The organism is Kitasatospora sp. NBC_00070 (assembly GCF_045041205.1).
Taxonomy (GTDB): Bacteria; Actinomycetota; Actinomycetes; order Streptomycetales; family Streptomycetaceae; genus Kitasatospora.
The window spans coordinates 4,788,794-4,815,583 of the sequence record NZ_CP108247.1; the positions used below are offsets into that span (position 1 = coordinate 4,788,794).

General features: G+C 73.4%; 21 protein-coding genes and 1 tRNA gene. 12 read left to right on the forward strand and 10 right to left on the reverse strand.

From position 1 onward, the window contains the following. The 3 genes from OHV05_RS22070 (at nt 1) to OHV05_RS22080 (ending at nt 3,010) form a co-directional block, all read left to right on the forward strand. Nucleotides 1-753, forward strand: a complete 753-nt coding sequence (locus tag OHV05_RS22070; protein ID WP_405021516.1) for an amino acid ABC transporter ATP-binding protein — start codon at nt 1-3, stop codon at nt 751-753. 34 nt (nt 754-787) lie between these two features. After that, nucleotides 788-1,771, forward strand: a complete 984-nt coding sequence (locus OHV05_RS22075; protein WP_405019203.1) for an ABC transporter substrate-binding protein — start codon at nt 788-790, stop codon at nt 1,769-1,771. Nucleotides 1,772-1,846: 75 nt separating this feature from the next. Then, nucleotides 1,847-3,010: a serine/threonine-protein kinase gene (locus tag OHV05_RS22080; RefSeq protein ID WP_405019204.1), complete on the forward strand. Its 1,164-nt coding sequence runs from the start codon at nt 1,847-1,849 to the stop codon at nt 3,008-3,010. On the opposite strand, the gene OHV05_RS22085 is transcribed toward OHV05_RS22080, so the two are convergent. From OHV05_RS22085 to OHV05_RS22105, 5 genes are read right to left on the reverse strand one after another with little or no spacing between them, the layout of a single operon-like run. Continuing rightward, nucleotides 2,979-3,896, reverse strand: a complete 918-nt coding sequence (locus tag OHV05_RS22085) for an STM4011 family radical SAM protein (RefSeq protein ID WP_405019205.1) — start codon at nt 3,894-3,896, stop codon at nt 2,979-2,981. The two genes, OHV05_RS22080 and OHV05_RS22085, sit on opposite strands and share 32 nt — an antisense overlap. Then, a complete protein-coding gene (locus OHV05_RS22090) occupies nt 3,893-5,191 on the reverse strand; it encodes an STM4012 family radical SAM protein (RefSeq protein WP_405019206.1) in 1,299 nt (432 codons plus the stop codon). The genes OHV05_RS22085 and OHV05_RS22090 overlap by 4 nt, the downstream gene beginning before the upstream one ends. Then, on the reverse strand, nt 5,188-6,012 hold the full coding sequence (locus tag OHV05_RS22095; RefSeq protein WP_405021517.1) for an STM4013/SEN3800 family hydrolase: 825 nt from the start codon (nt 6,010-6,012) through the stop codon (nt 5,188-5,190). Before OHV05_RS22095 ends, OHV05_RS22090 begins: the two co-directional genes overlap by 4 nt. A 14-nt stretch (nt 6,013-6,026) precedes the next feature. Further along, nucleotides 6,027-7,097: an STM4014 family protein gene (locus OHV05_RS22100; protein WP_405019207.1), complete on the reverse strand. Its 1,071-nt coding sequence runs from the start codon at nt 7,095-7,097 to the stop codon at nt 6,027-6,029. Continuing rightward, nucleotides 7,094-8,038 carry an STM4015 family protein gene (locus OHV05_RS22105; protein WP_405019208.1) on the reverse strand — a complete coding sequence of 315 codons (945 nt, stop codon included), beginning with the start codon at nt 8,036-8,038 and terminating at the stop codon, nt 7,094-7,096. Before OHV05_RS22105 ends, OHV05_RS22100 begins: the two co-directional genes overlap by 4 nt. Before the next feature lie 223 nt (nt 8,039-8,261). Here OHV05_RS22105 and OHV05_RS22110 point away from each other — a divergent pair, with 223 nt between their 5' ends. Next, a complete protein-coding gene (locus tag OHV05_RS22110; RefSeq protein ID WP_405019209.1) occupies nt 8,262-9,122 on the forward strand; it encodes a fumarylacetoacetate hydrolase family protein in 861 nt (286 codons plus the stop codon). A gap of 211 nt (nt 9,123-9,333) precedes the next feature. Here the strand turns inward: OHV05_RS22110 and OHV05_RS22115 are convergent, their stop codons facing one another. Then, nucleotides 9,334-10,065, reverse strand: coding sequence for a TetR/AcrR family transcriptional regulator (locus OHV05_RS22115; RefSeq protein WP_405019210.1), 732 nt, complete (start codon nt 10,063-10,065; stop codon nt 9,334-9,336). 116 nt (nt 10,066-10,181) lie between these two features. Between OHV05_RS22115 and OHV05_RS22120 the strand changes: the two genes are divergently transcribed. From OHV05_RS22120 to OHV05_RS22135, 4 genes are all read left to right on the forward strand, one after another. Further along, on the forward strand, nt 10,182-10,877 hold the full coding sequence (locus OHV05_RS22120; protein WP_405019211.1) for a rhomboid-like protein: 696 nt from the start codon (nt 10,182-10,184) through the stop codon (nt 10,875-10,877). 66 nt (nt 10,878-10,943) lie between these two features. Beyond that, nucleotides 10,944-12,659 carry a DUF885 domain-containing protein gene (locus tag OHV05_RS22125; protein WP_405019212.1) on the forward strand — a complete coding sequence of 572 codons (1,716 nt, stop codon included), beginning with the start codon at nt 10,944-10,946 and terminating at the stop codon, nt 12,657-12,659. Nucleotides 12,660-12,778: 119 nt separating this feature from the next. After that, complete coding sequence (locus OHV05_RS22130; protein WP_405019213.1) at nt 12,779-14,269, forward strand: MFS transporter; 1,491 nt, start codon at nt 12,779-12,781, stop codon at nt 14,267-14,269. 76 nt (nt 14,270-14,345) lie between these two features. Continuing rightward, a complete protein-coding gene (locus OHV05_RS22135) occupies nt 14,346-15,245 on the forward strand; it encodes a carbohydrate kinase family protein (protein WP_405019214.1) in 900 nt (299 codons plus the stop codon). Here OHV05_RS22135 and OHV05_RS22140 read toward each other — a convergent pair whose 3' ends face one another. From OHV05_RS22140 to OHV05_RS22150, 3 genes are read right to left on the reverse strand one after another with little or no spacing between them, the layout of a single operon-like run. After that, nucleotides 15,246-16,199, reverse strand: a complete 954-nt coding sequence (locus OHV05_RS22140) for an ABC transporter ATP-binding protein (RefSeq protein WP_405019215.1) — start codon at nt 16,197-16,199, stop codon at nt 15,246-15,248. Further along, complete coding sequence (locus tag OHV05_RS22145) at nt 16,196-18,907, reverse strand: hypothetical protein (protein ID WP_405019216.1); 2,712 nt, start codon at nt 18,905-18,907, stop codon at nt 16,196-16,198. Before OHV05_RS22145 ends, OHV05_RS22140 begins: the two co-directional genes overlap by 4 nt. After that, nucleotides 18,904-22,152, reverse strand: a complete 3,249-nt coding sequence (locus OHV05_RS22150) for an FtsX-like permease family protein (protein WP_405019217.1) — start codon at nt 22,150-22,152, stop codon at nt 18,904-18,906. Before OHV05_RS22150 ends, OHV05_RS22145 begins: the two co-directional genes overlap by 4 nt. 151 nt (nt 22,153-22,303) lie before the next feature. On the opposite strand from OHV05_RS22150, the gene OHV05_RS22155 reads away from it, so the two are divergent. Both OHV05_RS22155 and OHV05_RS22160 read left to right on the forward strand, forming a co-directional pair. Continuing rightward, the gene (locus tag OHV05_RS22155) at nt 22,304-22,990 is read left to right on the forward strand and encodes an ABC transporter ATP-binding protein (RefSeq protein WP_403034949.1); all 687 of its coding nucleotides are present in this window, start codon (nt 22,304-22,306) and stop codon (nt 22,988-22,990) included. A gap of 175 nt (nt 22,991-23,165) precedes the next feature. Beyond that, complete coding sequence (locus tag OHV05_RS22160; protein ID WP_405019218.1) at nt 23,166-24,206, forward strand: trypsin-like serine peptidase; 1,041 nt, start codon at nt 23,166-23,168, stop codon at nt 24,204-24,206. Between the two features lie 97 nt (nt 24,207-24,303). Here the strand turns inward: OHV05_RS22160 and OHV05_RS22165 are convergent. After that, nucleotides 24,304-24,375: transfer RNA gene (locus OHV05_RS22165), tRNA-Arg, on the reverse strand. A 149-nt stretch (nt 24,376-24,524) separates the two neighbouring features. Here OHV05_RS22165 and OHV05_RS22170 point away from each other — a divergent pair. Further along, entirely contained in the window at nt 24,525-24,983 is a 459-nt protein-coding gene (locus OHV05_RS22170; protein ID WP_403034955.1) for a response regulator, read from the forward strand. A 103-nt stretch (nt 24,984-25,086) separates the two neighbouring features. Then, a complete protein-coding gene (gene argS / locus OHV05_RS22175) occupies nt 25,087-26,742 on the forward strand; it encodes an arginine--tRNA ligase (protein WP_405019219.1) in 1,656 nt (551 codons plus the stop codon). Nucleotides 26,743-26,790: the final 48 nt, after the last annotated feature.

Genomic DNA, 26,790 nt, shown 5'->3' on the forward strand with positions numbered 1-26,790 from the left:
ATGGTGGACGTCCGGGGCCTGCACAAGAGCTTCGGCCAGCTGGAGGTGTTGCGCGGCGTGGACCTCCAGGTCGCCGCCGGTTCGGTGACCGTGGTGCTCGGGCCGTCCGGCTCCGGCAAGTCCACCCTGCTGCGGGCGATCAACCACCTGGAGAAGCTGAACCGGGGCTACGTCTCGATCGACGGCGAGCTGATCGGCTACCGCCGCTCCGGCGGCAAGCTGTACGAGCTGAAGGAGCGTGAGGTGCTGCGCCAGCGCACCCACATCGGCTTCGTCTTCCAGAACTTCAACCTGTTCCCGCACCTCACCGTGCTGGAGAACGTCACCGAGGCCCCGATCAGTGCGCTGCGCCGGCCGAAGGCGCAGGCCCGGAAGCAGGCGCTGGAGCTGCTCGCCCGGGTGGGCCTGGCCGACAAGGCGGACGCCTACCCGAGGCAGCTCTCCGGCGGTCAGCAGCAGCGGGTGGCGATCGCCCGGGCGCTGGCCCTGGAGCCCAAGGTGCTGCTCTTCGACGAGCCGACCTCGGCCCTCGACCCGGAGCTGGTCGGCGAGGTGCTGGACGTGATCAAGGACCTGGCCCGCTCCGGCACCACGATGATCGTGGTCACCCACGAGATCGGCTTCGCCCGCGAGGTGGCCGACACGGTGGTCTTCATGGACGGCGGCGTGGTGGTCGAACAGGGCCCGCCGGCCGCCGTGCTGGACGCACCGCAGCACGAGCGCACCCGCGCCTTCCTCTCCAAGGTCCTCTGACCCTCTCCTCCCTTCACCCCTCTGGAGCAACGCCATGTCCCTACCCCGTCGTGCCCTGGTCGCCGCTGCCGCCGGTCTGACCGCCACCCTGCTGCTCACCGCCTGCGGCGGCGAGGCCGCCGCCGACCTGAACGCGGGGAAGGGCAACACCGCGCCGGACGGGACCAAGGTGAACCTGACGGCCGACCAGAAGCGGGTCACCACCGGCAAGGTGGACGCGATCGCCGCCCTGGTCCCCGAGGAGATCCGGAAGCGGGGCACCCTGCGGGTGGTCGACTCGCTCGGCACCACCCCGCCACTGGACTTCTACGCCGACGACAACAAGACGGTGATCGGCGCCGAGCCGGACATCGCCTACCTGGTCGGCGACGTGCTCGGGCTCAAGGTCGAGCTCAACCCGGTCTCCTGGGAGAACATCTTCGTCGGCCTGGACGCCGGCAAGTACGACGCGGGGTTCTCCAACATCACCGTGACGGAGGCCAGGAAGGAGAAGTACGACTTCACCACCTACCGGCTGGACATCCTCGGCTTCGAGGCGAAGAAGGGGGCCGGCTGGAAGGTCACCGGGCCCAAGGACGTGGCCGGGCACACCATCGCGGTGGCCTCCGGCACCAACCAGGAGAAGCTGCTGATCGGCTGGAACGAGGAGAACCTGAGGAACGGTCTGAAGCCGGTCGACATCAAGTACTTCCAGAACTCCGCCGACTACTACCTGGCGCTCGGCTCGGGCCGGATCGACGCCTACCTCGGCCCCAACCCGACCGCCGCCTTCCACGTCGCGCAGACCGGTGAGACCGAGATCATCGGCACCTACTCGGGCGCCGGCGCGGACGTCCTCGGCAAGATCGCCGCCACCACGAAGAAGGACAACGGCCTGGTCAAGGCCCTGCACGAGGCCATCGGGGAGATCGTCAAGAACGGCACGTACGGCCAGGTCCTCAAGCGCTGGGGGCTGGAGAACGAGGCCGTGCAGACCCCCGAGCTGAACCCGCCCGGCCTGCCGAAGCCCAAGGCGTAGCCCGTAGTTCCCCTCCCGGTCGCCGTCGTGTGGTGGACTCTCCCCGACACGGCGCCACGCGGGGGGAGCGGACACATGCGGGCCGGGGACGTACTGGACGGCAAGTACCGGCTGGTCGAGGAGATCGGCCGGGGCGGCTTCGGCGTGGTCTGGCGATCCGTCGACACCCGGCTCGGCCGGGAGATCGCGGTCAAGGTGATCTCCGACTCGGCCGAGCTGGGGGCCGTGGACATCGCCCGGTTCCGTCACGAGGCGCGGGCGGTGGCCAAGTTGAACCACCCGCACATCGTCACCCTGCACGACATCGGCGAGACCGCGACCGGCAGCCCCTACCTGGTGATGGAGCTGGTGCAGGGCCGCTCGCTGGCGGCGGTGGTCAAGCAGGCCAGGCCCGGGCTGCCGCAGGTGCTGGACTGGCTCGGCCAGGTCTGCGTGGCGCTGGCCGCCGCCCACCGGGCCGACGTGGTGCACCGGGACATCAAGCCCGAGAACATCATGATCACCGAAGCCGGCCACGCCAAGGTGCTGGACTTCGGCATCGCCCGGCTGGACGGCCGCCCGGGCGGCCTGACCACGATCGGGACGGTGATCGGCAGCCCGATCTACCTGGCGCCCGAGCGCTGGGCGGACGGGCCGGTGGACGGCCGGGTCGACCTGTACGCGGTCGGCTGCATGCTGTACGAACTGTCGGTCGGGCAGCGGCCGTTCAACGCCGGGACGGTGGTCGGCCTGATGCGCCAGCACGTGGACGTCGATCCGCCGAGGCCCCGGCAGGTCGCGCCCGAGCTCCCACTGGCACTGGAGCGGCTGATCCTCGACCTGCTGGCCAAGGACCCGGCGGACCGTCCGGCCGACGGCCTGGAGGTGGCCCGCCGGCTGGCCGAGATCCAGCCGGGCCGGGCCGCCGAGCTCCGGGCCCGGGCCGACGCCGCCTGGGCGCTCGGCGCGGCCGGCTCGCCCACCGAGGCGGCCCGTCGGCTCTGGCCGCTGATCGGCGAGTTCGCCCGCGAGTGCGGTGCCCATGACCCGCGCACCCTGCGGACCTGCCACGACCTGGCGCTCTGGCTGGCCGCCGACGGCCGGGTGCCCGAGGCGGTCGGCCTGCTCGGTGAGCTGCTGGCCACCGGGGTCGGCGGCGGTCAGGCCGAGGACGCCGCCCGCGACCTGGCCCGGCTGACCGCTCGACTGCCGCCCAGGGCCGCCCCGGTCACCGGGCAGCTGGCGCTGCTGGTCGGCTGAGCCGGTACGCGTCGAGCCCGTACGGGATGCGCTCCAGCACGCCGTCGGTGAAGACCTCGTACAGCGGCAGCGGTTCCAGGTGCACGTAGCCGATGTGGCAGTCGCAGACCGGCAGCGGGCAGGGCCGCTCGGCCAGCGCGGCCCGGTAGGAGCCGTCGTAGATGTTGCCGAGCGGGGCCCGGACGAAGTGGCAGCGCTGGACCGAGCCGTCCCCGAAGACCGAGATCACCGAGGAGCCCGTCCGGCAGGGGCGGCCCTCGCTCGGGTGCGGCTCCCGGCTCCAGCCGAACAGCGGGTCCAGCGCCGTCCAGTCGGCGGCCTCGGCGTCGGTGTAGCGCCGGCCGTCGGCGGCGTTCACCCAGAGGTAGACCTCGGGGCGCAGTGCGGCCCGGAACTCCCTTGCGGCCGCCAGGTGTTCGGGCTGGCCGACCACACCGACGCTGTACCGGACACCGAGCGCGTCCAGCTCCCGGCACTTGGTCAGCAGGCGGTCCCGGGCCACCTGGCCCGGGTGGTACGTCACCCAGAGCGCCAGGCTCGCCGGGTCGCCCTCGGCCAGCCAGTCGGTGCGGCAGCTCAGGTTGGTCTGGATCGCCACCCGGCGGACGTTCGGCAGCAGGCTGAGCCGCACCATCGCCCGGCGGTACCAGGACCGCACCAGACCCTCGCCCCAGGGGGTGAACAGCACCGAGACGGCGGGCTGTCCGGCCACCCAGTCGCAGAACCGCTCCAGCGCGGCCCGGTCCTCCCGCAGGGTGGCCGGGCTGTCCCGGCGCTTGGCGAACGGGCAGTACGGGCAGTCGTAGTCGCAGGAGGCCAGCGGGCCCCGGTAGAGGACGGTCAACTCCGGGACTCCGGCGCCGGGGAGGCCGAGAAAGGTGGTCACCGGGCCTGGTGTCCGGCCATCCGGTCCCGCACCGCGGGGGAGAACAGCGCCGGGCCGACCGCGTCCGAGTGCGCCAGCCCCTCGGCCGACAGGGTCAGCCGGGCGGGGTCGTCGGCCAGCCAGCCGTGCTCGGCGAAGGCGGCCAGCTCGGCCGGGAAGTCCTCGGCCGGGGTGCTGCCGAACCTCTTTCGGTAGTCGGCGAGTTCGAGCCCGTCGGCCTGGAGCAGGGACTGCAGCAGGTGCCGTCGGCGGGCCTCGTCGGGGTCCATCGGCCAGCCCCGCTCGGCGTGCCCGAAGTCGGTGGTGGCCACGTAGTCGTCGATGATGCCGCGCACCTCGGTGGCGTTCACCGCGTAGTCGAAGGAGTAGTGCAGCCCGGCGGTGTAGGAGCGGGCGCCGCAGCCCAGGCCGACCATGCCGTCGGTCTGGCAGCTGTACTCGCCCGCCACCTCGGCGGCCGCGTCGGTCCGGCGGAACATCCGCATCGACACCTGCCGGTACCCGTGGGCCAGCAGGTGGTCCCGGCCGGCCCGGTAGAGCGCCAGCCGCTGGGCGTCCCAGTCCTGCGGGGTGGACCGGCGGGCCAGCCCGGTCAGCGGCCGGACGTACAGCGGGTAGAGGTAGAGCTCCTCCGGCCGCCAGGCGAGCGCCGCGTCGAGCGAGCGCAGCCAGCTCGCCCCGGTCTGCCCGTCGATGCCGTAGATCAGGTCGATGTTCAGGACCGGGAAGCCGGCCGCCCTGATCCGGCCGAGCGCCGCCTCCACCGCCGCCCGCTTCTGCGGCCGGACGGCCGACCTGGCCTCCTCGTCCAGGAAGGACTGCACACCGAGGCTGAGCCGGGTGGTGCCGCGCTCCGCCAGCACCGCGAGCCGGTCGGCGGTGGCGGTGTCCGGCGAGGCCTCGACCGAGAGCGGCACGGCCCGCAGGTCCACTCCCATCCGCCGCTCGGTCAGATCGCAGAGCCGCTCCAGCTCACCCGCCGTCAGATAGGTGGGCGTACCGCCGCCGAAGGCCGCCACCGCGAACCTGGCCCCGTCGTCCAGCGCGGCCCGGACGGTGACCGCCTGCCGCTCCAGAGCGTCCAGGTAGGCGGTGGTCAGCCCGTCCGGACCACCGATCCGGGTGAACAGGTTGCAGAAGCCGCAGCGCACCTCGCAGAACGGGATGTGCAGGTAGAGCGAGAGCGCGTCCTGCGGCTCGCCGGCCCAGAGCTCGCCCAGCGGCGGCCTGGGCTCCAGCGGCCGGTACGCGGTCTTGTGCGGGTAGGCGTAGACGTAGGACTGGTAGGGCCTCATGCGGGGTTCCCGTGGCTTCCGGTGGGCAGGGTGAAGTGCGCGTACGGGACCGTCCAGACCACCTCGTGGCCGATCCGGTGCCCGGTGAAACCGTCCTCGCCGTAGGCGGTGCCGTGGTCGGAGCAGACGATCGCGAAGCACGGGCGGCGGCGGCTCATCGCGGCGAACAGCCGCCCGATGTGCGCGTCCACGTACTCCAGGGCGGCGGCGTGGCTGGCCCGGGTGTCGCCGTCGGCCCGGGTGGCGCCCGGCAGGTGGAACCAGTTCGGCTGGTGCAGGGCGGAGACGTTCAGCAGCAGGAACAGCGGTTGCCCGGGCGGCTGTTCGGCCGTCAGCTGCTCGACCCTGGCCACCTGGGCCTCGAACGAGGTGGGTGACGGCACGCCGAACTCCGGCTCCCAGTGGCTCTCCTGGAACATCCCCGGGAGCACCGAGCCGAGCGGGCCCTGCCGGTTGAAGAAGCCGACCCCGCCGACGCAGACCGTCCGGTACCCGACGGCGGCCAGCGCGGAGGGCAGGTCCGGGGTGTCGAAGACCCAGGTCCGCGCCTCGGTGGTCTCCGAGCCGCCGAACCGGGCCGCGAACAGCCGCGGGTGCGGCCCGTCCGGCGTGGCCGGGGTGGGCAGGAACCCGGCCAGGATCGCCTGGTGGGCGGCGTACGTGAAGCTGCCGGGGGAGTGCCTGCGCTCCCAGTGGCCGCCCGGCAGGACGGCGGCCAGGTTGGGCAGCCGGCCGGCGGCGGCCAACTCCTCGGCCACGTCGAAGCGGAGCGTGTCCAGGGTGACCAGCAGCAGGTCGTGGCTGCCGATGATCCGGTGCATGTCGGGGATGGTGGTCATCGTTCCGCTCCGAGCAGGGCCCGGACCTGGGCGCCGTAGGTGTCGAGGCCGGCCGCCGGGCCCTCGGGCAGGCCGGGGAGGTTGGGGAGCAGGTCGCCGAAGGCGTTCACCTCGCCGACGTACCAGCGGCGCCAGCCGGCCCCGGGCAGCACGTCGATACCCACCATCGGCGAGCCGGGGAAGCAGGCGGCCACCCGCTCGCCCAGCTCCAGCAGCTCGGCCCAGCGCGGGCCGGCCGCGGCCCGGGCCGGCGCCAACTCGCCCCGGGAGCCGCCCAGATGGAGATTGGTCAGCGGGCCCGCGCTGGTGCGGACCACCGCGTGGGTGACCCTGCCGTGCACCGCGACCACCCGCAGGTCGGCCGAGCGGCCGTGCTGGGACGCCTTCGGTATCCACTGCTCCACGTGCAGCCCGTCGGGGGCCAGCGCGTCCACGATGGTGGCGACCTCCGGCTCGGTGGTGTAGCTGCGGACCCGGAGCGAGTTGTGCAGGCCGGTGGGGGTCAGCTCGACCGAGGTGGTCGCCCGGAGCCGGCCGTTCGGACCGAACTCCAGGGCCAGCACCCCGGAGGCCGAGGAGGCGTGCGCGGGCTTCACGAACACCCGCCGCAGGCCGGCCGTGGCCAGCAGGGTGCGCAACTCCGCCCAGCTGCCCACGGGTCGGCCGAGGGCGCGGGGCACGGGGAGTCCTGCGGCGGTGAGCCGGGCGTGGGTGCGGCGCTTGTCGAACAGCACGGCGGTCTCCGCCGGATCGGCCAACAGCCGGGCGCCGGGGGCCCGTTCGACCGCCGCCGTCAGGGTGGCGAGCCCGCCGAGCAGCCCGGCGTACCAGGCCGCCGAGCCCTCCACCCGGGTCGGCCGGCTGCCGGGCCCGCGCAGCAGCGCGTCCACGGCCGGATCCTCACCGGGGGAGTCCACCCGGACCAGGGCGCCGGCCGGGACGGTGACCCGGCCGCGCAGCACCTCGGCCCAGGGCAGCACGGTCGGCTCCGGCAGACCGGACGACCGCACCGCCGCCGCGAACAGCTCGACCCGGCGGTGGCCCGGGTGGCCGACAACGGCGATCACTCGCCGTTCGCCACGTAACGCCAGTCGTCGTCGGGCTTCTCCTGGTCCGAGAGGTCCAGCTCGACCCCGGCCGCGCCCAGGGTGTCGCGCAGGCGCTGCTGCATCCCCTCGGTGAGGTAGTGGTGGTGCAGGTCGAGACGGCGCAGGTGGGTCAGGCCGAGCAGGGCCTCCGCCCCGGCGTCGGTGAGGGTGCCGAGGGCCAGGCTGACGCTCTCCAGCTGCCCGACCACGGCCGATCCGGCCACCGCTGCGGCCAGCTCGTCCTGCAGCGCGCTGTTCTCCAGGCCGAGCCGGCGCAGCGCGGGCAGCCGCTCGCCGGTCAGCACCGGCGCCAGGTCGGCCACCCCGGCGTCGCCGCCGTACTCGTCCACCCCGAGCCAGAGCTCCAGGCTCTCCAGGGCCGGGAAGTCGGACCCGCCGACCGCCCGGACCACCGCGACCGGCAGGCCGCCGGCCTCGAACCGGAGCGCGCGCAGGCTCTCGTGCCGCAGCGGTCGCAGGGCGAGCCCGCCCTTGCCGTCGTAGTCGGCGGAGGCACCGCGCACCACCAGCTCCTCCAGCGCGGGGAAGGACTCCAGCAGCGGGGTCACGTCGCCGAGCTGGAGCCAGGAGATCTCGCACTCCTCGAAGGTGACCTCGCCGAGGAACAGCGCCCGCAGCCCGCCGAGCCGGGCGGCACTGCCGGTCAGCGCGGTGATCACCGGCTCGACCAGCTCGTACTCGTCCTCCCACCACGGCCCGATCACCAGCGCCCGGACCCGCTCGACCTCGACGGCCGCCAGGAACGCCGCCCAGGCCGCGGCGAAGTCGCTGCCGCCGTCGTACTCGACCTGGACCCGCCAGGCCACCGACTCCGGGGCGGGCAGCGCGCCGCCCTCCGGGCCCGGGAAGTCGAAGACGGGGAGGCCGTGGAAATCCTCGATGTGCTTGCTGATCGCCATGGCGGACTGTCTATCAGTCCGGCCGGACAACAGCTGACAGCCGGGGTGTCAACAGTGCGGGACGCTGATTCGAGCCTTCGGCGACTTGGAGGAATTGATAGGAACTGGCCGAGCCGTCCCCCCTGGTTCGCAGGACCGAGCCGTTGATATACCTCGGATGCATAGGACGGGAGAGGTGTGCGGCCTCCTCGATGGCATGCGACGAACCAGGTGGTGATGGGCAGTGAAGCTCCTCCGTGTCGGCCCTCAGGGCGCCGAACGCCCCGTGGTGCTGGGTCAGGACGGCACCGCTTTCGACCTCTCCGGCCGGACACCGGACATCGACGGGGCCTTCCTGGCCGGGCTCGACCCGACCGGACTGGCCGAGCTGGCCCGGGCGGTGGCGGCCGGTGAACTCCCGGAGACCGACCTCACCGGGCAGCGGATCGGCGCACCGGTGGTGCGGCCGGGCAAGGTGGTCGGGATCGGCCTCAACTACCGGGACCACGCGGCGGAGGCGGGCGCGGCGATCCCGGCCGAGCCGGTGGTCTTCCTGAAGCCGAGCAACACCGTGGTCGGGCCGGACGACGAGGTGCTGATCCCGCGCGGCGGCGAGAAGACCGACTACGAGGTCGAGCTGGCCATCGTGATCGGGCGGACCGGCCGCTACCTGGAGAGCGAGGCCGAGGCGGCCGCGGTGATCGCGGGGTACGCCACGGTCAACGACGTGACCGAGCGGGCCTTCCAGTTCGAGCGGGGCGGGCAGTGGGACAAGGGCAAGTCGGCGGAGACCTTCACGCCGCTCGGGCCCTGGCTGGTCACGGCGGACGAGGTCGGCGACCCGCAGCGGCTGGGCCTCCGGCTCTGGGTCAACGGCGAGCTCCGGCAGGACGGCAACACCGCGGCGATGATCTTCCCGGTGTACGAACTGGTCCGCTACGTGAGCCAGTTCATGGTCCTCGAACCGGGCGACGTGATCGTCACCGGCACCCCCGCCGGCGTCACCCTCGGCCGCCCGGGCACCCCGTTCCTCCGGCCCGACGACGTCGTCGAGCTGGAGGTCGACGGCCTCGGCCGCCAACGCCAGGTCCTCGGCAAGGCCTGAGCCTTCCCACGGCGCGGAGCTTTCTGCAGGTCCCGAGGTTGCACTACCCAGGGGCTCGGGGCTCTGCTGATGTGCGGCTCCGCCGCGTGGGCGAGGAGATCTGGCGCCGGGGTCACTGCGAAAGTGCCTGACCACCTGCGCGACGATCACCTTTTCCGAGGCCGGCGTCGCAGTTCCCCGAGCCCCTGGTGGTGCACCTCGTGTCCCATGGTCAGGCGAGCAGTTGCTGCAGGCGCGCCGCCAGGCGAGGGGCGCGGCCGTCGGGGCCCTCCTGGGCGAGGAGGCGGCTGAGGACCTCGGCGGTCTGGGGGTCGTGGAGGGCGGTGGCGGCGGTCATCACGACGAACTCGTCGAGCAGCCAGTCGCGGAGGGACTCGGGCGGGATCTGCCGCCCCTCGTCGAGCCAGCTGAGGGCGGAGGCTTCGACCACCGAGATCCAGGACCGGACCAGCAGGGTGAGCCGGGGCCCGGCGGCCTCCCGGACGCCCAGGTGACGGACCGTCCGGCGGAGGGCGGCGCGGCGGACCTCGTCGACGATGGCGCCGGTCCGGGCGGTCTCGACCACCGAGCCGCCGCGGAGCAGGGCGCCGTAGCCGGTGTGGTGCTCGGCGACGAAGTCGAAGTAGCGGTCCAGGACGGCCGAGAGCTGTTCGGTGGGGGTGCCGTCCGGCGGGACGGTGAACCGGCCGGCGAGCTCCTCGGCGGCGCTGCGCAGGGCGGCCTCGTAGAGCTGCTGCTTGCCGGCGAAGTAGCGGTAGACCAGCGGACGGGAGGCACCGGCCGCCTCGGCCACGTCGTCCAGGCTCACCTCCTCCGGCGGGCGGGCGGCGAACAGCTCCAGGGCGACGGCGATCAGCTGTTCGCGCCGTTGCTGCACCGGGAGCCGCCGGTAGCCGGGCCGTCGGGCGGCCGGATCGGTCGAGGACGTTGCGCTGACTGCCATGGCGGCCAGGGTAGCCGTACGGTCCCGGTTTCCCGCCGTACCCGGCGGGTCCGGCCGGCGAAACGGGCATACCGGACCATCATGTGACCAGATGTCAGCGGCATTCGGGAGCACAGATGCAGGAGACCGTGCGGGAGCCGGTGGGCGGGAGCCCTGCGGTCAGGGCGCTGCGGGCGGTCGGGCGGTACGTCCGGGCGGCGCCGGGCACGTACTGCTGGTTGCTGCTGCTGGCCGTCACCAGCTTCGTCGTGGCCAGGATCGACCCGGCCAACCTGGAGTGGTTCCTGGGCAAGCGCAGCACCAACATCGACCAGCTGCGGGCGCATCCCGTGCACGCGTTGCTGGCCAGCGCGATCTGGACCGAGCAGGCGGCGTTCCCGTTCTACTTCGTGATCTTCAACGTCTTCCACGTGCCGGTCGAACGCTGGCTGGGGACCAGGCGCTGGCTCACGGTCGCGCTCACCGCCCACGTGCTGGCCACCCTGATCAGCGAGGGCATCGTGGCCTGGGGCGTGGATGCGGGACGGCTGCCGGCGAACCTGGCGACCACCGTGGACGTCGGGGTCTCGTACGCGCTGGCCGGGGTCGAGGGGGTGCTGACCTACCGGTTCGCCGGGCGCTGGCGCTGGCTGTACGGCGGTGGGCTGCTGTTCTTCTACCTGCTGCCGCTGATCACCTCGCACACCTTCACCGATCTCGGGCACTTCTGCTCGGTGCTGATCGGCCTGAGCTTCTACCGGTTCGCCCGGGGTCGTCCGACCTGGGACCCGGTGGCGGCCTGGCGTGGCAGGCCGTGGCGGCGGGCCGGCTGACGGTACATCGGCACAAGCCTCGGCAAAGGGGCTTGCAAACCCGGCCGCCTGCGGAAGGATGGCCGAATGGTTGAAGCACTGATCAACTCCCCTGCCGACGGCACCACCCCTCGCCGTATCGCCGATGCTTACGTCCACGCGCTGGCCGAGCTCGACCCGCTGACCGCGGTCTACCTGGGGCTCGGCCCGGCGGACGACGACCGCCTGCCCGACCTCTCGCCGGCCGGCCAGGAGGCGGTGGCCGAGCTGGCCCGCCGCACCCTGGCCGAGCTGGACGCGGCGGAGGCCGCCGGGGCCGCGAAGGACGACGCCGAGCAGCGCTGCGCCCGGCTGCTCCGGGAGCGGCTGACCTCGGAACTCGCCGTGCACGAGGCGGGTGAGAACTTCCGGGCGGTCCGCAACCTCGGCTCGGCGCTGCACGGTGTGCGCGAGGTCTTCACCATGCTGCCCACCGAGACCCCGGAGCACTGGACCCTGATCGGCCGCCGGATGGACCGGCTGCCGGTCGCGGTGGCCCAGTACCGCGAGCTGCTGACCGAGGGCGTGGCCCGCGGGCTGCTCTCCGGCCCGCGCCAGGTGGTCACCGTGGTCGGGCAGATCGAGGAGTGGCTGGCGGGGGATCAGCCCGGCGGCTGGTTCGGCCAGTTCGTGCAGGGGGCACCGGAGCCGCAGCGCGCGGAGCTGACCGCGATCGCGGTCACGGCGGCCGAGGCGTTCGCCGAGCTGCGGGTCTGGCTGCGGGACGTCTACGGTGCGGCGGCGGCCGGCGCCCCGGACACCACGGGCCGGGAGCGCTACGCCCGCTGGGTGCGCTACTGGACCGGGTCCGACCTGGACCTGGACGAGGCGTACGGGTGGGCGTGGGAGCAGTTCCACGACCTGGACGCGCAGATGCGGGCCGAGGCCGAGAAGGTGCTCCCGGGCAGCACGCCGATGGCGGCGATGGCCTGGCTGGAGACCGAAGGGCCGGCGATCCAGGGCGAGGAGAACGTCCGGAGTCATCTGCAGGGCCTGATGGACACCGCGATCGCCGACCTGCAGGGCGTGCACTTCGACCTGGCCGAGCCGCTGCTCAAGGTGGAGTCCAGGATCGCCCCGAGCGGCAGCGCCGCGGCCCCTTACTACACGGCCCCCTCGCTGGACTTCTCCCGCCCGGGCCGGACCTGGCTGCCGCTGCTCGGCCGGGACAGCTTCCCGGTCTGGGACCTGGTCTCCACCTGGTACCACGAGGGCGTCCCCGGTCACCACCTCCAGCTGGCCCAGTGGACGTACGTGGCCGACAAGCTCTCCACCTACCAGGTCACCCTCGGCGGGGTGAGTGCCAACCTGGAGGGCTGGGCGCTCTACGCCGAGCGGCTGATGGACGAGCTCGGCTACCTGACCGACCCCGGGCACCGGCTCGGCTACCTGAACGCCCAGATGATGCGGGCGCTGCGGGTGATCGTGGACATCGGCATGCACGTCGGCCTGGAGTTCCCGGCCGACTCCCCGTTCAAGCCCGGCGAGGCGATGCTGCCGGACGACGCCCGGGAGTTCTTCGGGCGGTACTGCGGGCTCTCGGTCGAGTTCCTGGACAGCGAGCTGATCCGCTACCTCGGGCTGCCGGGCCAGGCGATCGGCTACAAGCTCGGCGAGCGGGCCTGGCTGCGCGGCCGGGCGGCGGCCCGGGCGGCGGCCGAGGCCAGGGGCGAGGTGTTCGACCAGAAGGCGTGGCACATGGCGGCGCTCTCCCAGGGGTCGCTGGGACTGGACGACCTGGTCGAGGTGCTGGCCACGCTCTGATTCGTCTAAATCTGGACATAAACCCCTAAATCGTCTTGCTTGTCGCCCTTCCGAGGGATCTCCTGGAGAGAGTGTTGGCCCCACAGCTCTCCCGGAGTCTCTCGGAAGGCGGCAAAACGGTGTCCCAACAACCTGCTCCCGCAGACCAGGCGGTCGATCCACGGCGCTGGTGGGCGCTGGCCGTGATCGCCATCGCCCAGCTGATGATCGTGCTGGACGCGACCATCGTGAACATCGCCCTCCCGTCCGCCCAGCAGGCGCTGGGGATCACGGACGCCAACCGGCAGTGGGTGATCACCGCCTACACGCTGGCGTTCGGCGGCCTGCTGCTGCTCGGCGGCCGGATCGGTGACCTGTTCGGCCGCAAGCGCACCTTCACCGTCGGCCTGCTCGGCTTCGCGGTCGCCTCGGCGATCGGCGGCTTCGCGACCGAGCCCTGGATGCTGTTCGGCGCCCGGGCGCTGCAGGGCGCGTTCGGTGCGGTGCTGGCCCCCTCGGCGCTGTCGCTGCTCTCCAACACCTTCACCGACCCCAAGGAGCGGTCCACCGCCTTCGGCATCTTCGGTGCCATCGCGGGCGGTGGCGCCGCGATCGGCCTGATCTCCGGCGGTCTGCTCACCGAGTACCTGAACTGGCGCTGGTGCCTGTTCGTCAACATCCCGATCGCCCTCGGCGCCGCGATCGGTGCGTTCTACCTGCTCAAGCACGACCACATCGACAAGAGCCGGCGGGTCAAGCTCGACCTGCCGGGCGCGGTGCTCGGCTGCGGTGGTCTGCTGGCCATCGTGTACGGCACCTCGGAGGCGACCGGCCGGGGCTGGGGCGACTGGCTGGTGCTCGGCTGCCTGCTGCTCGGGGCCGCCCTGCTGGCGGTCTTCGTCCTGTTCGAGCGGCGGACCACGCACCCGCTGCTGCCGACGCACATCATCGGCGACCGGAACCGGGGCGGGGCCGCGATCGCGGTCGGCATGGCGATGATCGGGATGTTCGGCCTGTTCCTGTTCCTCACCTACTACCTCCAGGTGATCAAGGGCTACTCGCCGGTGATGGCCGGCGTCGCGTTCCTGCCGATGACCGCCGCGATCGTGCTGAGCTCGACCGGTCTCGCGGCCCGGCTGATGACCCGGCTGCCGTCCCGGAACCTGGTGGTGCCGGGTCTGCTGCTGGCCGCGGCCGCGATGGCCTGGCTGACCCAGATGAAGGTGGGCAGCTCCTACGTGACGATGGTGCTGCCGGCCGAGATCCTGCTCGGCATCGGGATGGGCCTGATCTTCATGCCGACCATGAGCCTGGCCACCCTCGGGGTGGCGCCGAACGAGACCGGTGCCGCCTCCGCCATCATCAACACCGCCCAGCAGGTGGGCGGTTCGATCGGCACCGCGCTGCTCAACACGATCGCGGCCAGCGTCACCACCGGCTGGCTGGCGACCCGAAACGCGGGCGACCCGGCGGTCCGGGCGGCCGGATCCGTGCACGGCTACGCGGTGGCGACCACGGTGGCCATGGGCATCCTGCTGGCGGCGGCGCTGATCGCCTTCCTGATGATCGACCACCGGCCGAAGTCGGGCGAGGCGGAGGCCGCCGAGTCCACCGCGCACGCGCTGGCCTGAACCGGACTGCAATCCCTTGCGGAATCTTTCCGCAAGGGATTGCCCACGTCCCGGGAACCCTGGTTGACTCCGGCCCATGACCGAACACGACCTGCTGGTGGTCGGCGGCGCCGGCGTGGACACCATCGTCCGGCTGGACCGCATCGAACTCCCGGACGCCGACTCCCGGTCCGTCCCGCCGATCCGCGACTACGTGGCGCACACCGGCAACGGCGTCGCGCTCGGGGCGCACGTGCTGGGCCTGCGCACCCACTTCCTGGACTTCCTCGGCGAGGATCCGCAGGCCGAGCTGATCCTGGCCGAGTACCGGCGCCGGGGCCTGGCGTTCAGCCACCTGGTCTCGCCCGACGGCACCCCGCGCTCGGTCAACCTGGTGGACGCCGCCGGCCGCCGGTTCTCCTTCTACGACGGCCGCCACCCGGCCGGGCTCCGGCTGCCCGCCGCCTTCTACCTGCCGCACCTGGAGCGCAGCCGCCACGTGCACCTCTCGATCACCGGCGTGAACCGGGACATGTACCCCGACATCCGGCGACTCGGCCTGACCAGCTCCACCGATCTGCACGACTGGGACGGCGTCAACCCGCACCACCGGCACTACGCGGTCAACTCCGACCTGGTCTTCCTGTCGGTGGCGGGCTGCCGGGGCCGGCACGAGCAGGTGATGCGGCAGATCCTCGCCGAGGGCCGGGCCGCGCTGGTCTCCGCCACCGACGGCGCCAACGGCAGCTACCTGCTCACCCGGGACCGGCCGGACACCGTCCACCACCTGCCCGCGGTGGACCCGGGCGGGCCGGTCGTGGACACCAACGGTGCGGGGGACGCCTACGTGACCGGCTTCCTGTACGGCCGGCTGGCCGGCCGGCCCGCGCTGGACTGCGCCCGGGCCGGGGCGGTCGCCGGGGCGTACGCCTGCACCTCGGCGGGCACCCACACCGACTTCGTCCCGCCCGAGCGGCTGGCGGCGGTGCTCGGCTGATCAGTCGGTGGTGTCGTCCGGGCTCAGCTCGATGTGACCGACCGCCAGGTCGGCCGCCACCCGGTGCTCCATGCCCAGGGCGGCCAGGAACTTGGCGGGCAGCTGGACCCGGCCGGTGCGGTCCAGCATCACGTACTCGCGCTCGCTGACCGTCTCCTGGCCGTGCTCGTCGGTCACCGTGCGGCGGAGCACCTCGCTGCTGGTGCGGCCGTCCCGGATCGCCACCGTGCGGCGGACCTCGCCGGCCACCAGCGGGTCGTGGGTCACCACCACCACGGTGGTGCCGAGCTCGCGGTTGACGGTGCGGAACGCCTCGAAGATCCCGGTGGCGGTCTCCGAGTCCAGCTCACCGGTGGGTTCGTCGGCGAGCAGCACCGCCGGGTCGTTGGCCAGCGCGACCGCGATCGCCACCCGCTGCTGCTGGCCGCCGGACAGCTCGGAGGGGCGCCGCTGGCCCAACTCGCCGATGTCCAGGGCCTCCAGGAGCTCGGCCACCCTGGCGCGCTGCCGGGTGGCGGCCCGGTGGCCCGAGCGCAGCTGCATCGGCAGCGCGACGTTCTGTGCGGCCGTCAGGAACGGCAGCAGGTTGCGGGCGGTCTGCTGCCAGATGAAGCCGACCACCTCGCGCCGGTAGCGCAGCCGGTCCTTGCCGGTCATGGTCAGCAGGTCGCAGCCCGCCACGGTGGCGCTGCCGGCGGTGGGGGTGTCCAGCCCGGCCAGCACGTTCAGCAGGGTGGACTTGCCGCTGCCGGAGGCGCCGACCAGGGCCACCAGGTCGCCCTGGGTCACCGTCAGGTCGAGTCCCTGGAGCGCCTGGACCTCGATTCCGTCCGTGCTGAAGATCCGGACCAGCCGTTCGCAGCTGATCGCCACGTCGGCCCCGACGGTCCGGGGGGCGGCGGCGGCCAGCGCCTTGCGCTGGAGTTCGGCCAGGCTGGGGGGCGGTGTGGTCATCGGGTGTCTCCCGCTCGTAGCTCGGTGGTGATCTGCCGACGGGCGGTGACGGCGGCTTCGGCCAGCACCGCGAGGGAGGCCAGCAGTGCCAGCCCGAGGGTCTGTTCGACGATCGGTGCGGCGGTGAGCCGAAGCCCGGAGGGGACTTCGGCGCCGACCAGGGGGGAGAGGTCGACGGCCGGGCCGAGCAGCAGGATGCAGCCGACCGCCGTCAGGGCTCCGCCGAGGGCGGCGAAGAGGGCCTGGGGGAGGGCTTCGGCCAGGATCAGGGCCAGGCCCTGCCGGGGTCGCAGGCCCATGGTGCGCAGGCGGGCCAGCATCGCGGACCGTTCGGGTCCGGCCCGGAACAGCGTGAGCAGGACGGAGAGCAGGGCGAACAGTGCGGTGGCGCCGACGGTGACCCAGAACAGCCGCTCGGCCGAGTTCTGCAGCGGGTCGTCGCCGAGGACCGCGACGGCTCCGGCGCTGGTCCGCACCAGGTGGCCCGGCCGGTCGCCGGCGGCGGGCTGGCCGAGGAACTCCTCGGCCAGCGCGCGCAGTCGGGCGTCGTCGATGGCTCCGGTGGCCAGCCACTTGTCCGGGCCGCCGAGCCGGGGCAGCAGTTCACCGGCCGGGCCGACCGGCAGGACCACGGTGGTGGAGGACGTCCCGCTCAGGGCGGGGGTGCCGTCCGTGATGCCGACGGTGCGGACCGGCAGCGTCTCGCCCATTCCCAGCCGGACGTCGAACTCGCCCTCCGGCAGGTCACTGCTGATCAGGGCGGGCAGCCGCCGGCCCGGTGCCGTGGCGAGCAGGGCGGGGTCGAACCGGCCCCGCCCGGCGACCTCGGCCAGCTTGGCGTAGCCGACCGGGTCGGCCAGGACCACGATGACCCGGACCGAACCGCCGCCGGCGATCGACAGGTTGGCGTCGTCCTCGATCCAGACCGGCACCGCGGTCTGCACCCCGGGCAGCCGGCCGGCGGCCGTCACGAAGTCCGCCGACAGCGAGCCGTTCAGCTGGGCGTTGACCATGGCGTCGCCGCCGATGGCGTACCTGGCCACCGAGGTCCGGTTGGCGGTGACCGAGCTCAGCACGGTGGAGCCGACCGCGCCGCAGGTCACCGCGAGCACCAGGGCGAGCAGGGGCAGCACCGAGGGCCGCGAGCGCGGGCCGCTGCCCCGGGCGGCCCTGGCCAGGCCGAGGAAGGCGACCGCGCCGGGCATGGGCTTGGCCCGGCGGGCCAGCAGCCCGATCAGGACGGGCTGGAGCCGGGCCAGCAGCAGCGCACCGGTCAGGGCGAGCAGCAGGGGGGCGGCGACCAGCAGCGGGTCGACCCCTTCGCCGAGCGGGGCCACCCCGCGTCGGGCGACCTGGGTGCAGGCCGTCACGGTGGCGGCCAGTACGGCGAGTTCGGCCATCAGGCGGTGGCGTCCGGCCTTGGCCTCGTCGGCCGGGCTGCGGAGCAGCAGGGCGGTGCGGACCGGGAAGGCCAGCAGGGCGAGCAGGGTGACGGAGCCGGCCGCGACGGCGGCGGTCAGCCCGCGGGGGGTGGGCAGCAGGGTGAAGGCGAGCAGGGCGCCGAGTGCGGCGGCGGGGAGCACGGTCAGTGCCCCTTCGCCGAGCAGGCGTCGGCAGATCCCGCCGGTCCTGGCACCGCGGGCGCGGAGCAGCCGTAGCTCGGCCGTCCGCCGTTCGGCGGTCAGCGCCGCCGCGAGGCAGAGCACCACGGCGGCCACCCCGGCGGCACCGGCCGGACCGATCGCGGTGACCGAGTCGATCGCCGACTGCCGCTCCCGGGCGGAGTCGATCAGGCTCCGCAGGTCGGAGGTGAGTCGCAGGCCGGGCCGCGCGGTCGTGTAGGGCATCCGGGCGGCGATCGGTCCTGCGGTGACCGAGGCGAGGCCGAAGGAGGTCTGCCGGAGCTGGTCCGACCGCAGCGCGTCCACCTGTACCGGCAGTCGCCAGAAGTCCTCGTCCCCGTTGCCCCAGCCGGCCAGGCGGGGCAGCGCCTCCGGGCCGGTCAGCCCGACGGTGAACCAGTACGCCTGCGGGGGATTCCCCCGGCCCATGTCACGCATGTTCTTGCACGCCTTGAGGGCACACCCGTCCCCGGCCCAGAACGCCTCGGACGGGTCGACGGCCGCGTACACACCGGTCAGCCGGGCCTGTTGCGGGCCGAGCCCCAGGGCGTCGCCGTCGATCACCGAGCCGAGCTTGATCCCGATGGTCTCGGCGGCGCCCGCCGCCATGGCGATCGGGATCGGTCCCCCGGCGGCGGCGCCGCCCGGCCACTGACCGGCCGTCAGCCGGAGGTGGTCCCAAGCCCCGTGCAGGTGCAGCAGGGCGAGCTCGGGCGGGACGGCCTCCGGCCGGGCCAGCGCGGGATCCGGCAGCACCCGTGGTTTGACGCCCCGGCGGCCGTACACCGGACCGCTCTGGTCGAGCGGTAGCACCGCGCCGACCGCGCCGGTGAGTTCGGCCAGGGTGGCGTCCAGCATCTTCGCCGGGTCCTCGCCCGGGGCCGGGCCCGAGGTGGCCCGCACGCTGGTGGTGAGCGGACCGTGCGAGTTCAGGAAGCCGTGCAGCGCGTCGTTCGCACCCCGGTCCAGCGCCCGGGGCAGCGCGGCGGCCAGGAAGACCAGGGTCAGGGCCAGGGTGGCGGTGAGCAGGGCGGCCAGCGGCGCGGTGCGCAGCCGGGTACGGACCCAGGGGGCCGGGGTGCTCATTTCTCCTCCACGAACCGGAGCCGGGCGGCCACGTCCCGGCGGCGGCCGCCGACCAGGAAGGCGGACAGCAGCGGCAGGGCGGCGGTCCCGGCCGCCAGGGCCAGCACCTGACCGAGCGGCAGCCCGACCAGGACCTCGGGAATCGGCGGGTGGGCCGCCGGGGTGAGCACCAGCAAGGGGACCACCAGGTGCACCAGGACGGCTCCGAGCAGCAGCCCGACCGCGGTGCCGATCGCGACCAGCACCACCTGCTCGGCGGCGGCGGTCCGGTTCAGCAGCCGGCGGGACGCGCCCAGCGCGAGCAGCACGGCCGACTCGCCGGCCCGCTCGGCGGCCGAGGCGGCCGAGGCGGCGGTGAAGCCGATGGCGGCCAGCACGGCGGCGGCCAGCGCCAGCGCGGCCAGCGCGCTCTGCGGGGCGGCGCTCAGCGGGTCACCGATCCGGGCCGCGGCGTCCTCCTCACGGAGCGTCAGCTGCTGGGCGGTCGGTCCGGCCCGCAGGGCGGCGGCGGCCTCGGCCGGGGTGCGGTCGCCGGGACCGGAGGCGGGTAGCCACCACTCGTTGACGGGCGGGGTGTCGGAGCCCCGGTCGCTCAGCCACCGGTCGGTGCGGGGCAGGTCGAGCAGCAGGGCGGTGGTGCCGTACACCGGCAGTGCCTCGACCGCGCCGGTGATCCGGACCGGCAGGTTGGCGCTGCCGACCTGGACCTTGATCAGGTCGCCGACCTTGGCACCGACCGCGGTGAGGTAGCCGCGGGTGGCCAGGCCGTTGACGTCCGGGCCGGACCGGGTGCTGCCGGGGGCGAGCACCAGGCTGCGGCGGTTGTCGAACGGCGAGTAGGAGAGGGTCAGCATCGAGTCGGCGGTGGCCCCGCTGAGCACCTTCAGCGGGGGCCCGCCCTCGGCCGTCGCGGTCCAGGTGCCGGCGGGCGCAGGGACGGCGGTGGCGGGGCCGGTCGCGGTGTCGGCGACGGCGAGGCGACGGACCGTCAGCTCGCCGCCGCCCTCCCGCGAGCCGGTGGGGTGGAGCAGCTCGAAGCCGGTCAGGGTCAGTGGCGCGGCGACCGAGCCGAGCGGCGCGGCGGTCAGCGATCCCAGGTCCACCGAGACGGTCTGCTCGCCCCGGGTCGGGAGCTGGGTGACCAGGATGCGGTGCGCCGTTCCGAAGCCGTCCCGTAGCTGGAGCCAGAGGTCGGGTGCCTGCAACGCCTCCGGTGGTGCGTCGAAGAAGAACATGTCCTGGTTCACGGCGGGGCGGTCGGCGACCTGGACCGCCACGGTCAGGTCGATCCGGGCCGGCTTCCCGGGCAGCCGGAGCCCGGCCGGCTGCGGCTCGGAGAGCGGCGCGAACAGGTCCTTGGCCGACCGGTCGTCGAGCAGGTCGGGCCGGACGGTCAGTTCGGCGGCCGCGCGGGCGGTGTCGGTCAGCAGCATCCGGCCCGGCACGTCGCCCGGCAGGGACTGGTCGACCCGGGCCACCGGCAGCAGCCGGTCGCCGCCGGGCAGGTCCGCGTACCGGCCGCCCTGGCCCAGCGAGGGCAGTGCCGAGCCCCAGATCCGCAGACCGCCCGCCGTGGCGAAGTCGGCCTGGTCGTGCTGCGAGTCGCGCCAGGCGGCGTGCTGGCCGAGGGCCAGGACACCGGTGGCGACCGCCAGCACCAGCAGCAGCACCGGACCGTTCGCCCGGCCCGGGCGGCGGGCCAGCTGCCAGCCGCCCAGCGCCGGGCCGAGGCCACGGCCCCGGGCAGCCAGCCTGGCCCCGATCCGGGCCGCGAACGGCAGCAGCCGGAGCACCAGCAGGGTGCCGGCGCAGAGCGCCAGGGTGGGCGCCGCGATCAGCACCGGGTCGAGGCCCAACTGCCCGTCGGCGTCGACCGAGAGGCCGCCGGTGCGGGCGCCGAGCTGCTGGTACGCGACCACGGCCAGGGCGAGCAGCGCCAGGTCGGCGCCGGAGCGGGCGACGGTGCTGACCACGGCCTGCCGGCGGGAGACCACCCGGCCGCCGTCGCCCCGGAGCACGGTGGGAAGTGCGGTGAGCGCGACGCAGAGCAGCGCGCAGAGCCCGGCCACCGGCCAGCGGACGGCGGTGTCGGCGTGGTCCAGCGGCATTCCGGTCAGCGGGCCGTAGCTGGTCAGCAGCCGCAGCAGCGGTCCGGTCAGCAGCGGGGCGAACAGGGCGGCGGGCAGCGCGAGCAGCAGCGCCTCGACGGCCGTCCAGGCCGCCAGCCTGCGCCGGGTCGCGCCCCGGGCGGTGAGCAGGGCGTTCTCCCGGGTCTGACGCTCCGACACCAGGTGCACCACCAGCAGCAGGGCGGCCCCGGCCAGCACGGCCAGCTGGAGCGCCCCGATCAGCAGGGTGGACTTGGTGACCAGCGTCGCCGAGTGCAACTCGGCCAGCAGGGAGGGCAGTTCGGTCTGCAGCTGGACGCCGGGGGCGTGCTGCTTGACCAGCTCGGGCAGTTGCTCGGCCCGGATCCTGAGCCGGTCGACCCGTTCCGGGTCGGCGGTGCCGAAGTCGGCGGTCAGCAGCGAGGTCCGGCTGTCCTGCGGCAGCAGGCCGGAGGTGAAGACGCCGTCGTCCACCAGCATCGGCCCGTAGGTGGTGAAGCCCCTGACCTGGATCTCGCGGCCACCGAGCGGGTCGAGCCGCCAGTAGGGCGCGTCCCGGTCGGCGGCCCGGTAGACGCCGGTGACCTGGACGGTGAGCGGGCGGCCGCCGTACCGGTCGGAGAAGGTGACCTGGGCGGGCAGCGCGCCCTCGGCCAGGCCGAGCCGGGCCAGCGCGCTCTGCGGTACGGCGGCCTGGACCGTCGCGGCGGTCCCCGCGCTCGCGGCGGTGCCGGTGGCGGAGGGCCACTGACCGGCCGTCAGCTTCACGTGGCTCCGGTCCAGTGCGGCCAGCACGGTCAGGTCCACCTCGCGGGTGGGGCCCGGCAGGCCGGGCAGTCCGTACGGGCGGCTGCGGGCGAGGGTCTGCAGGGTGACCGGCAGTCCGTCGAAGAGCGCGCCGCCGAGGGCGGTCACCCCGGCGTCGTCCGCGGCCCTGGTGTCCAGCCCGTGGTTGGCGCTCAGCAGGAGGTCGACGCGGCTGCCGCCGTCCAGATTTCGCCGCAGTCCGGCCTCGGCCACGGTGCGGTTGAAGGCCACCAGCGTGGTCAGCACCGTGGTGGCGATCAGCACCGTGAACAGCACCGCAGCCGCCAGCGGCAGTCGGCCGCGCAGTCGTCGCAGGACAAAGCCGAGCATGTGTATTTCCCCCCGTTCCGGCCGCCCTGTACCGGATAGCGGACGACTCTGTCAGATTCGAACAAGAAGTGGAAGGGCCTTGCGCGAACCATGTCCGAGGTGGGCAGAATCGGGCATCGTCATACCGCAACGCGCTCGGGGGACAGCACTGATGACCGAAACACCTTCGCCCATGGTCGTGGTCGAGGATCTGCGGCGCAGTTTCGGCGCCGAGCCACGCACGGTGCACGCGCTGCGCGGGGTCTCCTTCACCGCCGCGCGGGGTGAACTCACCGCGCTCAAGGGCCGATCGGGCTCCGGCAAGACCACCCTGCTCAACCTGGTCGGCGGCCTCGACACCCCGACCAGCGGCCGGATCTCGCTCGACGGCAGCGACCTGTCCGGCCTGGACGAGGCGGGCCGGCTGGCGCTGCGCCGGGACCGGATCGGCTTCGTCTTCCAGTCCTTCGGCCTGCTGCCGGTGCTCACCGCCGCCGAGAACGTCGGTGTCCCGATGCGGCTGCGCAAGCTCCCGGCGGCCGAGCGCGAGGAGCGGGTCCGCACCCTGCTCGCCCTGGTCGGGCTGGCCGACCAGGCCGACCAGCGGCCCGCCGAACTCTCCGGTGGTCAGCAGCAGCGGGTCGCGATCGCCCGCGCCCTGGCCAACGACCCGGCCTTGATCATCGCGGACGAGCCCACCGGCCAACTCGACTCCGAGACCGGCCTCGCGGTGATGGAACTGCTCCGCGCGGTGGTGCACTCCCAGGGCGTCACCGCCCTGGTCGCCACCCACGACCCGACCCTGATGGCGCAGGCCGACCGGGTGGTCTCGCTGCACGACGGGCGGATCGTGGACTGAGGCGACCGGCGGTCCGCGGCGGGGCCGTCGGGTGGCGGTCGCATGGCGGTCGCAGAATTCTCACCGCACTCCCAGCGAAAGATCACCCGATCCCCAGCTCGGCAGCCCATAGTCGAACCGAACCTCATCGACTGAACCGACTGGCCGCGTGGGCCGTGACGCTGGGAGCGCCTCCATGACCACCGCGCACCGACTCGCGGTCGGCACACTGATCGCCGCCCTGGTGGCCGTCTCGCCGGCCGCCGCCCGGTCCACCACGCCGTCCTCCGCCCGGCGGGCCGGGCCGAGCGCTGCCCCGGCTCTGGTCGTCCCGCCGGTCGCGGAGAGCCCGGTCGCTCCGACGCCCGCGGCCGCTCCCGTCCCCACGGCCGATCCGGCCCCCGCTGCCGTCGTCCCGCCGGACGCCCCGGTGCCGGTCGACAGCGATGACGACGCCGACGAGGACACCGCCGACGACCCCACGCCGGCCGCCGCGCCGGTCGCCGCCGCCCCGTCCCCCAGCCGGAAGCCCTCGGCCCCCGCTCCGTCGTCCGCCCCGGTCCCGTCGGCCACGCCCACCCCCTCGGCCACCCGTTCCTCGGGCCTCGGCACCACCGCCACCGCCCCGGCCACCACCGAATCCGCCCGTGTCGGCGCCCTGTTCACCGGCGGCCACCACTTCTGCACGGCGAGCGTGGTGGACAGCCCGAGCGGCACCTTCGCCCTCACCGCCGCCCACTGCCTGTCCTCGGCCACCGGCGTCACCTTCGCCCCCGGCTACCGCAACGGAAGCTCCCCGTACGGGACTTGGCAGGTCACCGCAGTCCACACCAGCGAGGGCTGGCAGCAGGACCGGGACCCCGACGAGGACTACGCCCTGCTGGAGATCGCCCCCGACGCCGCCGGCCACACCGTCCAGGCCACGGTCGGCGGCAACCCGATCGGCTTCGGCGCCTCGCCCACCGCCACCGCCCGGCTGTACGGCTACCCCAGCCGCAGCGACGCCCCCATCCTCTGCACCGCCCCCACCACCGCCCAGTCCGCCCACCAACGCCGGATCGACTGCCCCGACTTCCCGGGCGGCACCAGCGGCGGCCCGTTCGTCGAAGCCGGCACCGGCCACGTGATCGGCGTCATCGGCGGCTACCAGGAGGGCGGCGACACCGAGGACATCTCCTACGCCGCCACCTTCGGCGACACCCTGGCCGCCCTCTTCATCAAGGTCACCACCGGCTGATCCCTGCACCACCCAACGGCCCGGAGCCACCCGGGACATGACGAAGGCCCAAGCTGACCGATGGTCAACTTGGGCCTTTGCAGCACTTCTTGCGAAGTGCCCCCGGCAGGATTCGAACCTGCGCACCCGCCTCCGGAGGGCGGTGCTCTATCCCCTGAGCTACGGGGGCCTGCTTGGTGTCCCGTGGTGGCGACGTGGAGAACATTACCAGGCCGGGGGAGTGGTCCGTGCACGGGTTTCGGGGGTGGGTCGGCCGGGTGCGGACGGAAGTCGGGAAAGGCCGGACGGGTGGGTGGGTGCGCGGCTACCCTCGGTGAGGTGTCCGGAGCGCCCGGGCGGGTCCTCGTGGTGGACGACAGCGAGGTGATCCGCCAGCTGATCAGAGTCAACCTGGAGCTCGAGGGCTTCGAGGTGGTGACGGCTGCCGATGGCGCGGAGTGCCTGGAGGTGGTCCGCCGGGTGGCGCCCGACGTCGTGACGCTCGACGTGATGATGCCAAGGCTGGACGGACTCCGGACGGCGGCCCGGCTGCGGGCGGCACCGGCGACCAGGCGGCTGCCGATCGCGATCGTGAGCGCGTGCGCGCCGGCCGAGCTGCGACAGGGTGAGTCGGTGGGCGTGGACGGGTACCTCGGGAAGCCGTTCGACCCGGCCGACCTGGTGGCGCTGGTCCGGCGGCTGATGCTGCTGAGCCGGCGGGACGCCCCACGGCAGCGATTCGCCTACGGGTTCGGCGGTGGCTTCGATCCGGGCATGGAGCTGGGTGAGAGCGGCTGACGTTCGCCCAGAGCGAACATCGGCACCCGAAAGCCGCAGCACGCCCGTCTCAACGGGTAAACCGGGTGCGGTCGCCCACCGCCTCTCGCCTAGGCTGGGGCGCGTGACACCCGCAGAGCTTTCCCAGGCAGTCCAGGCCGCAGTGAGCGCCGCCGTCGAGGCGGGCGAGCTGACCGTCGCCGTGCCCGAGCACGTGACGATCGAGCGGCCCAAGAACAGGGACCACGGCGACTACGCCACCAACGTGGCCCTCCAGCTCGCGAAGGCGGCCGGCAAGCCGCCGCGAGCCATCGCGGAGATCCTGTCCGCGCGCCTGCGAGAGATCGCCGGGGTGTCGAAGGTGGACATCGCCGGTCCGGGCTTCCTCAACATCACGCTGGACGCCGCCACCCAGGGTGAGCTGGCCCGCACCATCGTCGAGGCCGGCCCGGCGTACGGCCGGAACGAGGCGCTCAAGGGCCTCAAGATCAACCTTGAGTTCGTCTCCGCCAACCCGACCGGCCCGATCCACATCGGCGGCGTCCGCTGGGCCGCCGTCGGCGACTCGCTGGCCCGGGTGCTCCGGGCCACCGGCGCCGAGGTCACCACCGAGTACTACCTGAACGACGCCGGCGTGCAGATCGGCAAGTTCGCCGCCTCGCTGCAGGCCGCCGCCAACGGCCGGCCCGCGCCGGAGGACGGCTACGTGGGCGAGTACATCGTCGACATCGCCAAGGCCCTGGTGGCCGGCGTGCCGGGTGTGCTCGACCTGCCCGAGGACGAGCAGCTCAAGGTTTTCCGGGCCGAGGGTCTCAAGCTGATGGTCGCCGAGATCAAGCGCTCGATGGACGAGTTCGGCACCCACTTCGACGTCTGGTTCTCCGAGAAGTCGCTGCACGACTCGGGCGCCGTCGGGAAGGCGATCGAGCGGCTGCGCGAGCAGGGCCACGTCTTCGACCAGGACGGTGCGATCTGGCTGCGCACCACCGACTTCGGCGACGACAAGGACCGGGTGCTGGTCAAGGCCGACGGCGAGACCACCTACTTCGCCGCCGACGCCGCCTACTACCTGAGCAAGCGGGACCGGGGCAGCGAGGTCTCGGTCTACATGCTCGGCGCGGACCACCACGGCTACGTCAACCGGCTGAAGGCCATCGCGGCCTGTGCGGGCGACGACATGGACCGCAACATCGAGGTCAAGATCGGCCAGTTCGTGAAGATGCTTCGCGACGGCGAAGAGGTCCGGATGTCCAAGCGGGCCGGCAACATCATCACGATCGACGACGTGATCGACTGGATCGGCGTGGACGCGGCCCGGTACACCCTGGTCCGGCTGCCCACGGACTCCACCATCACGCTCGACATCAACGTGCTGACCAGCCAGACCAACGAGAACCCGGTCTTCTACGTGCAGTACGCGCACACCCGGATGTGCGGCGTCCAGCGCAAGGCGGCCGAGCTGGGCATCACCAAGTCCGCCGACTTCAAGCCGGAACTGCTCTCCACCGAGTGGGAGTCCGCACTGCTCGGCCAGCTCGGCGAGTTCCCCGGCGTCCTCGCCAAGGCGGGCGTCCACCGCGAGCCGCACCACGTCGCCCAGTACCTGGAGCGGGTCGCCCGGGACTACCACCGGTTCTACGACCACTGCCAGATCCTGCCCAAGGGCGACGAGCCCGTCACCGACCTGACGCACGCCCGGCTCTGGCTGGCCGACGCCACGCGCACGGTCATCGCCAACGGGCTCACGCTGCTGGGCGTATCGACGCCCGAGCGGATGTAGTCGCCAACCCCCAAGCGCCCCGGGGGCGGTGACGGTCCGTCAGGACAC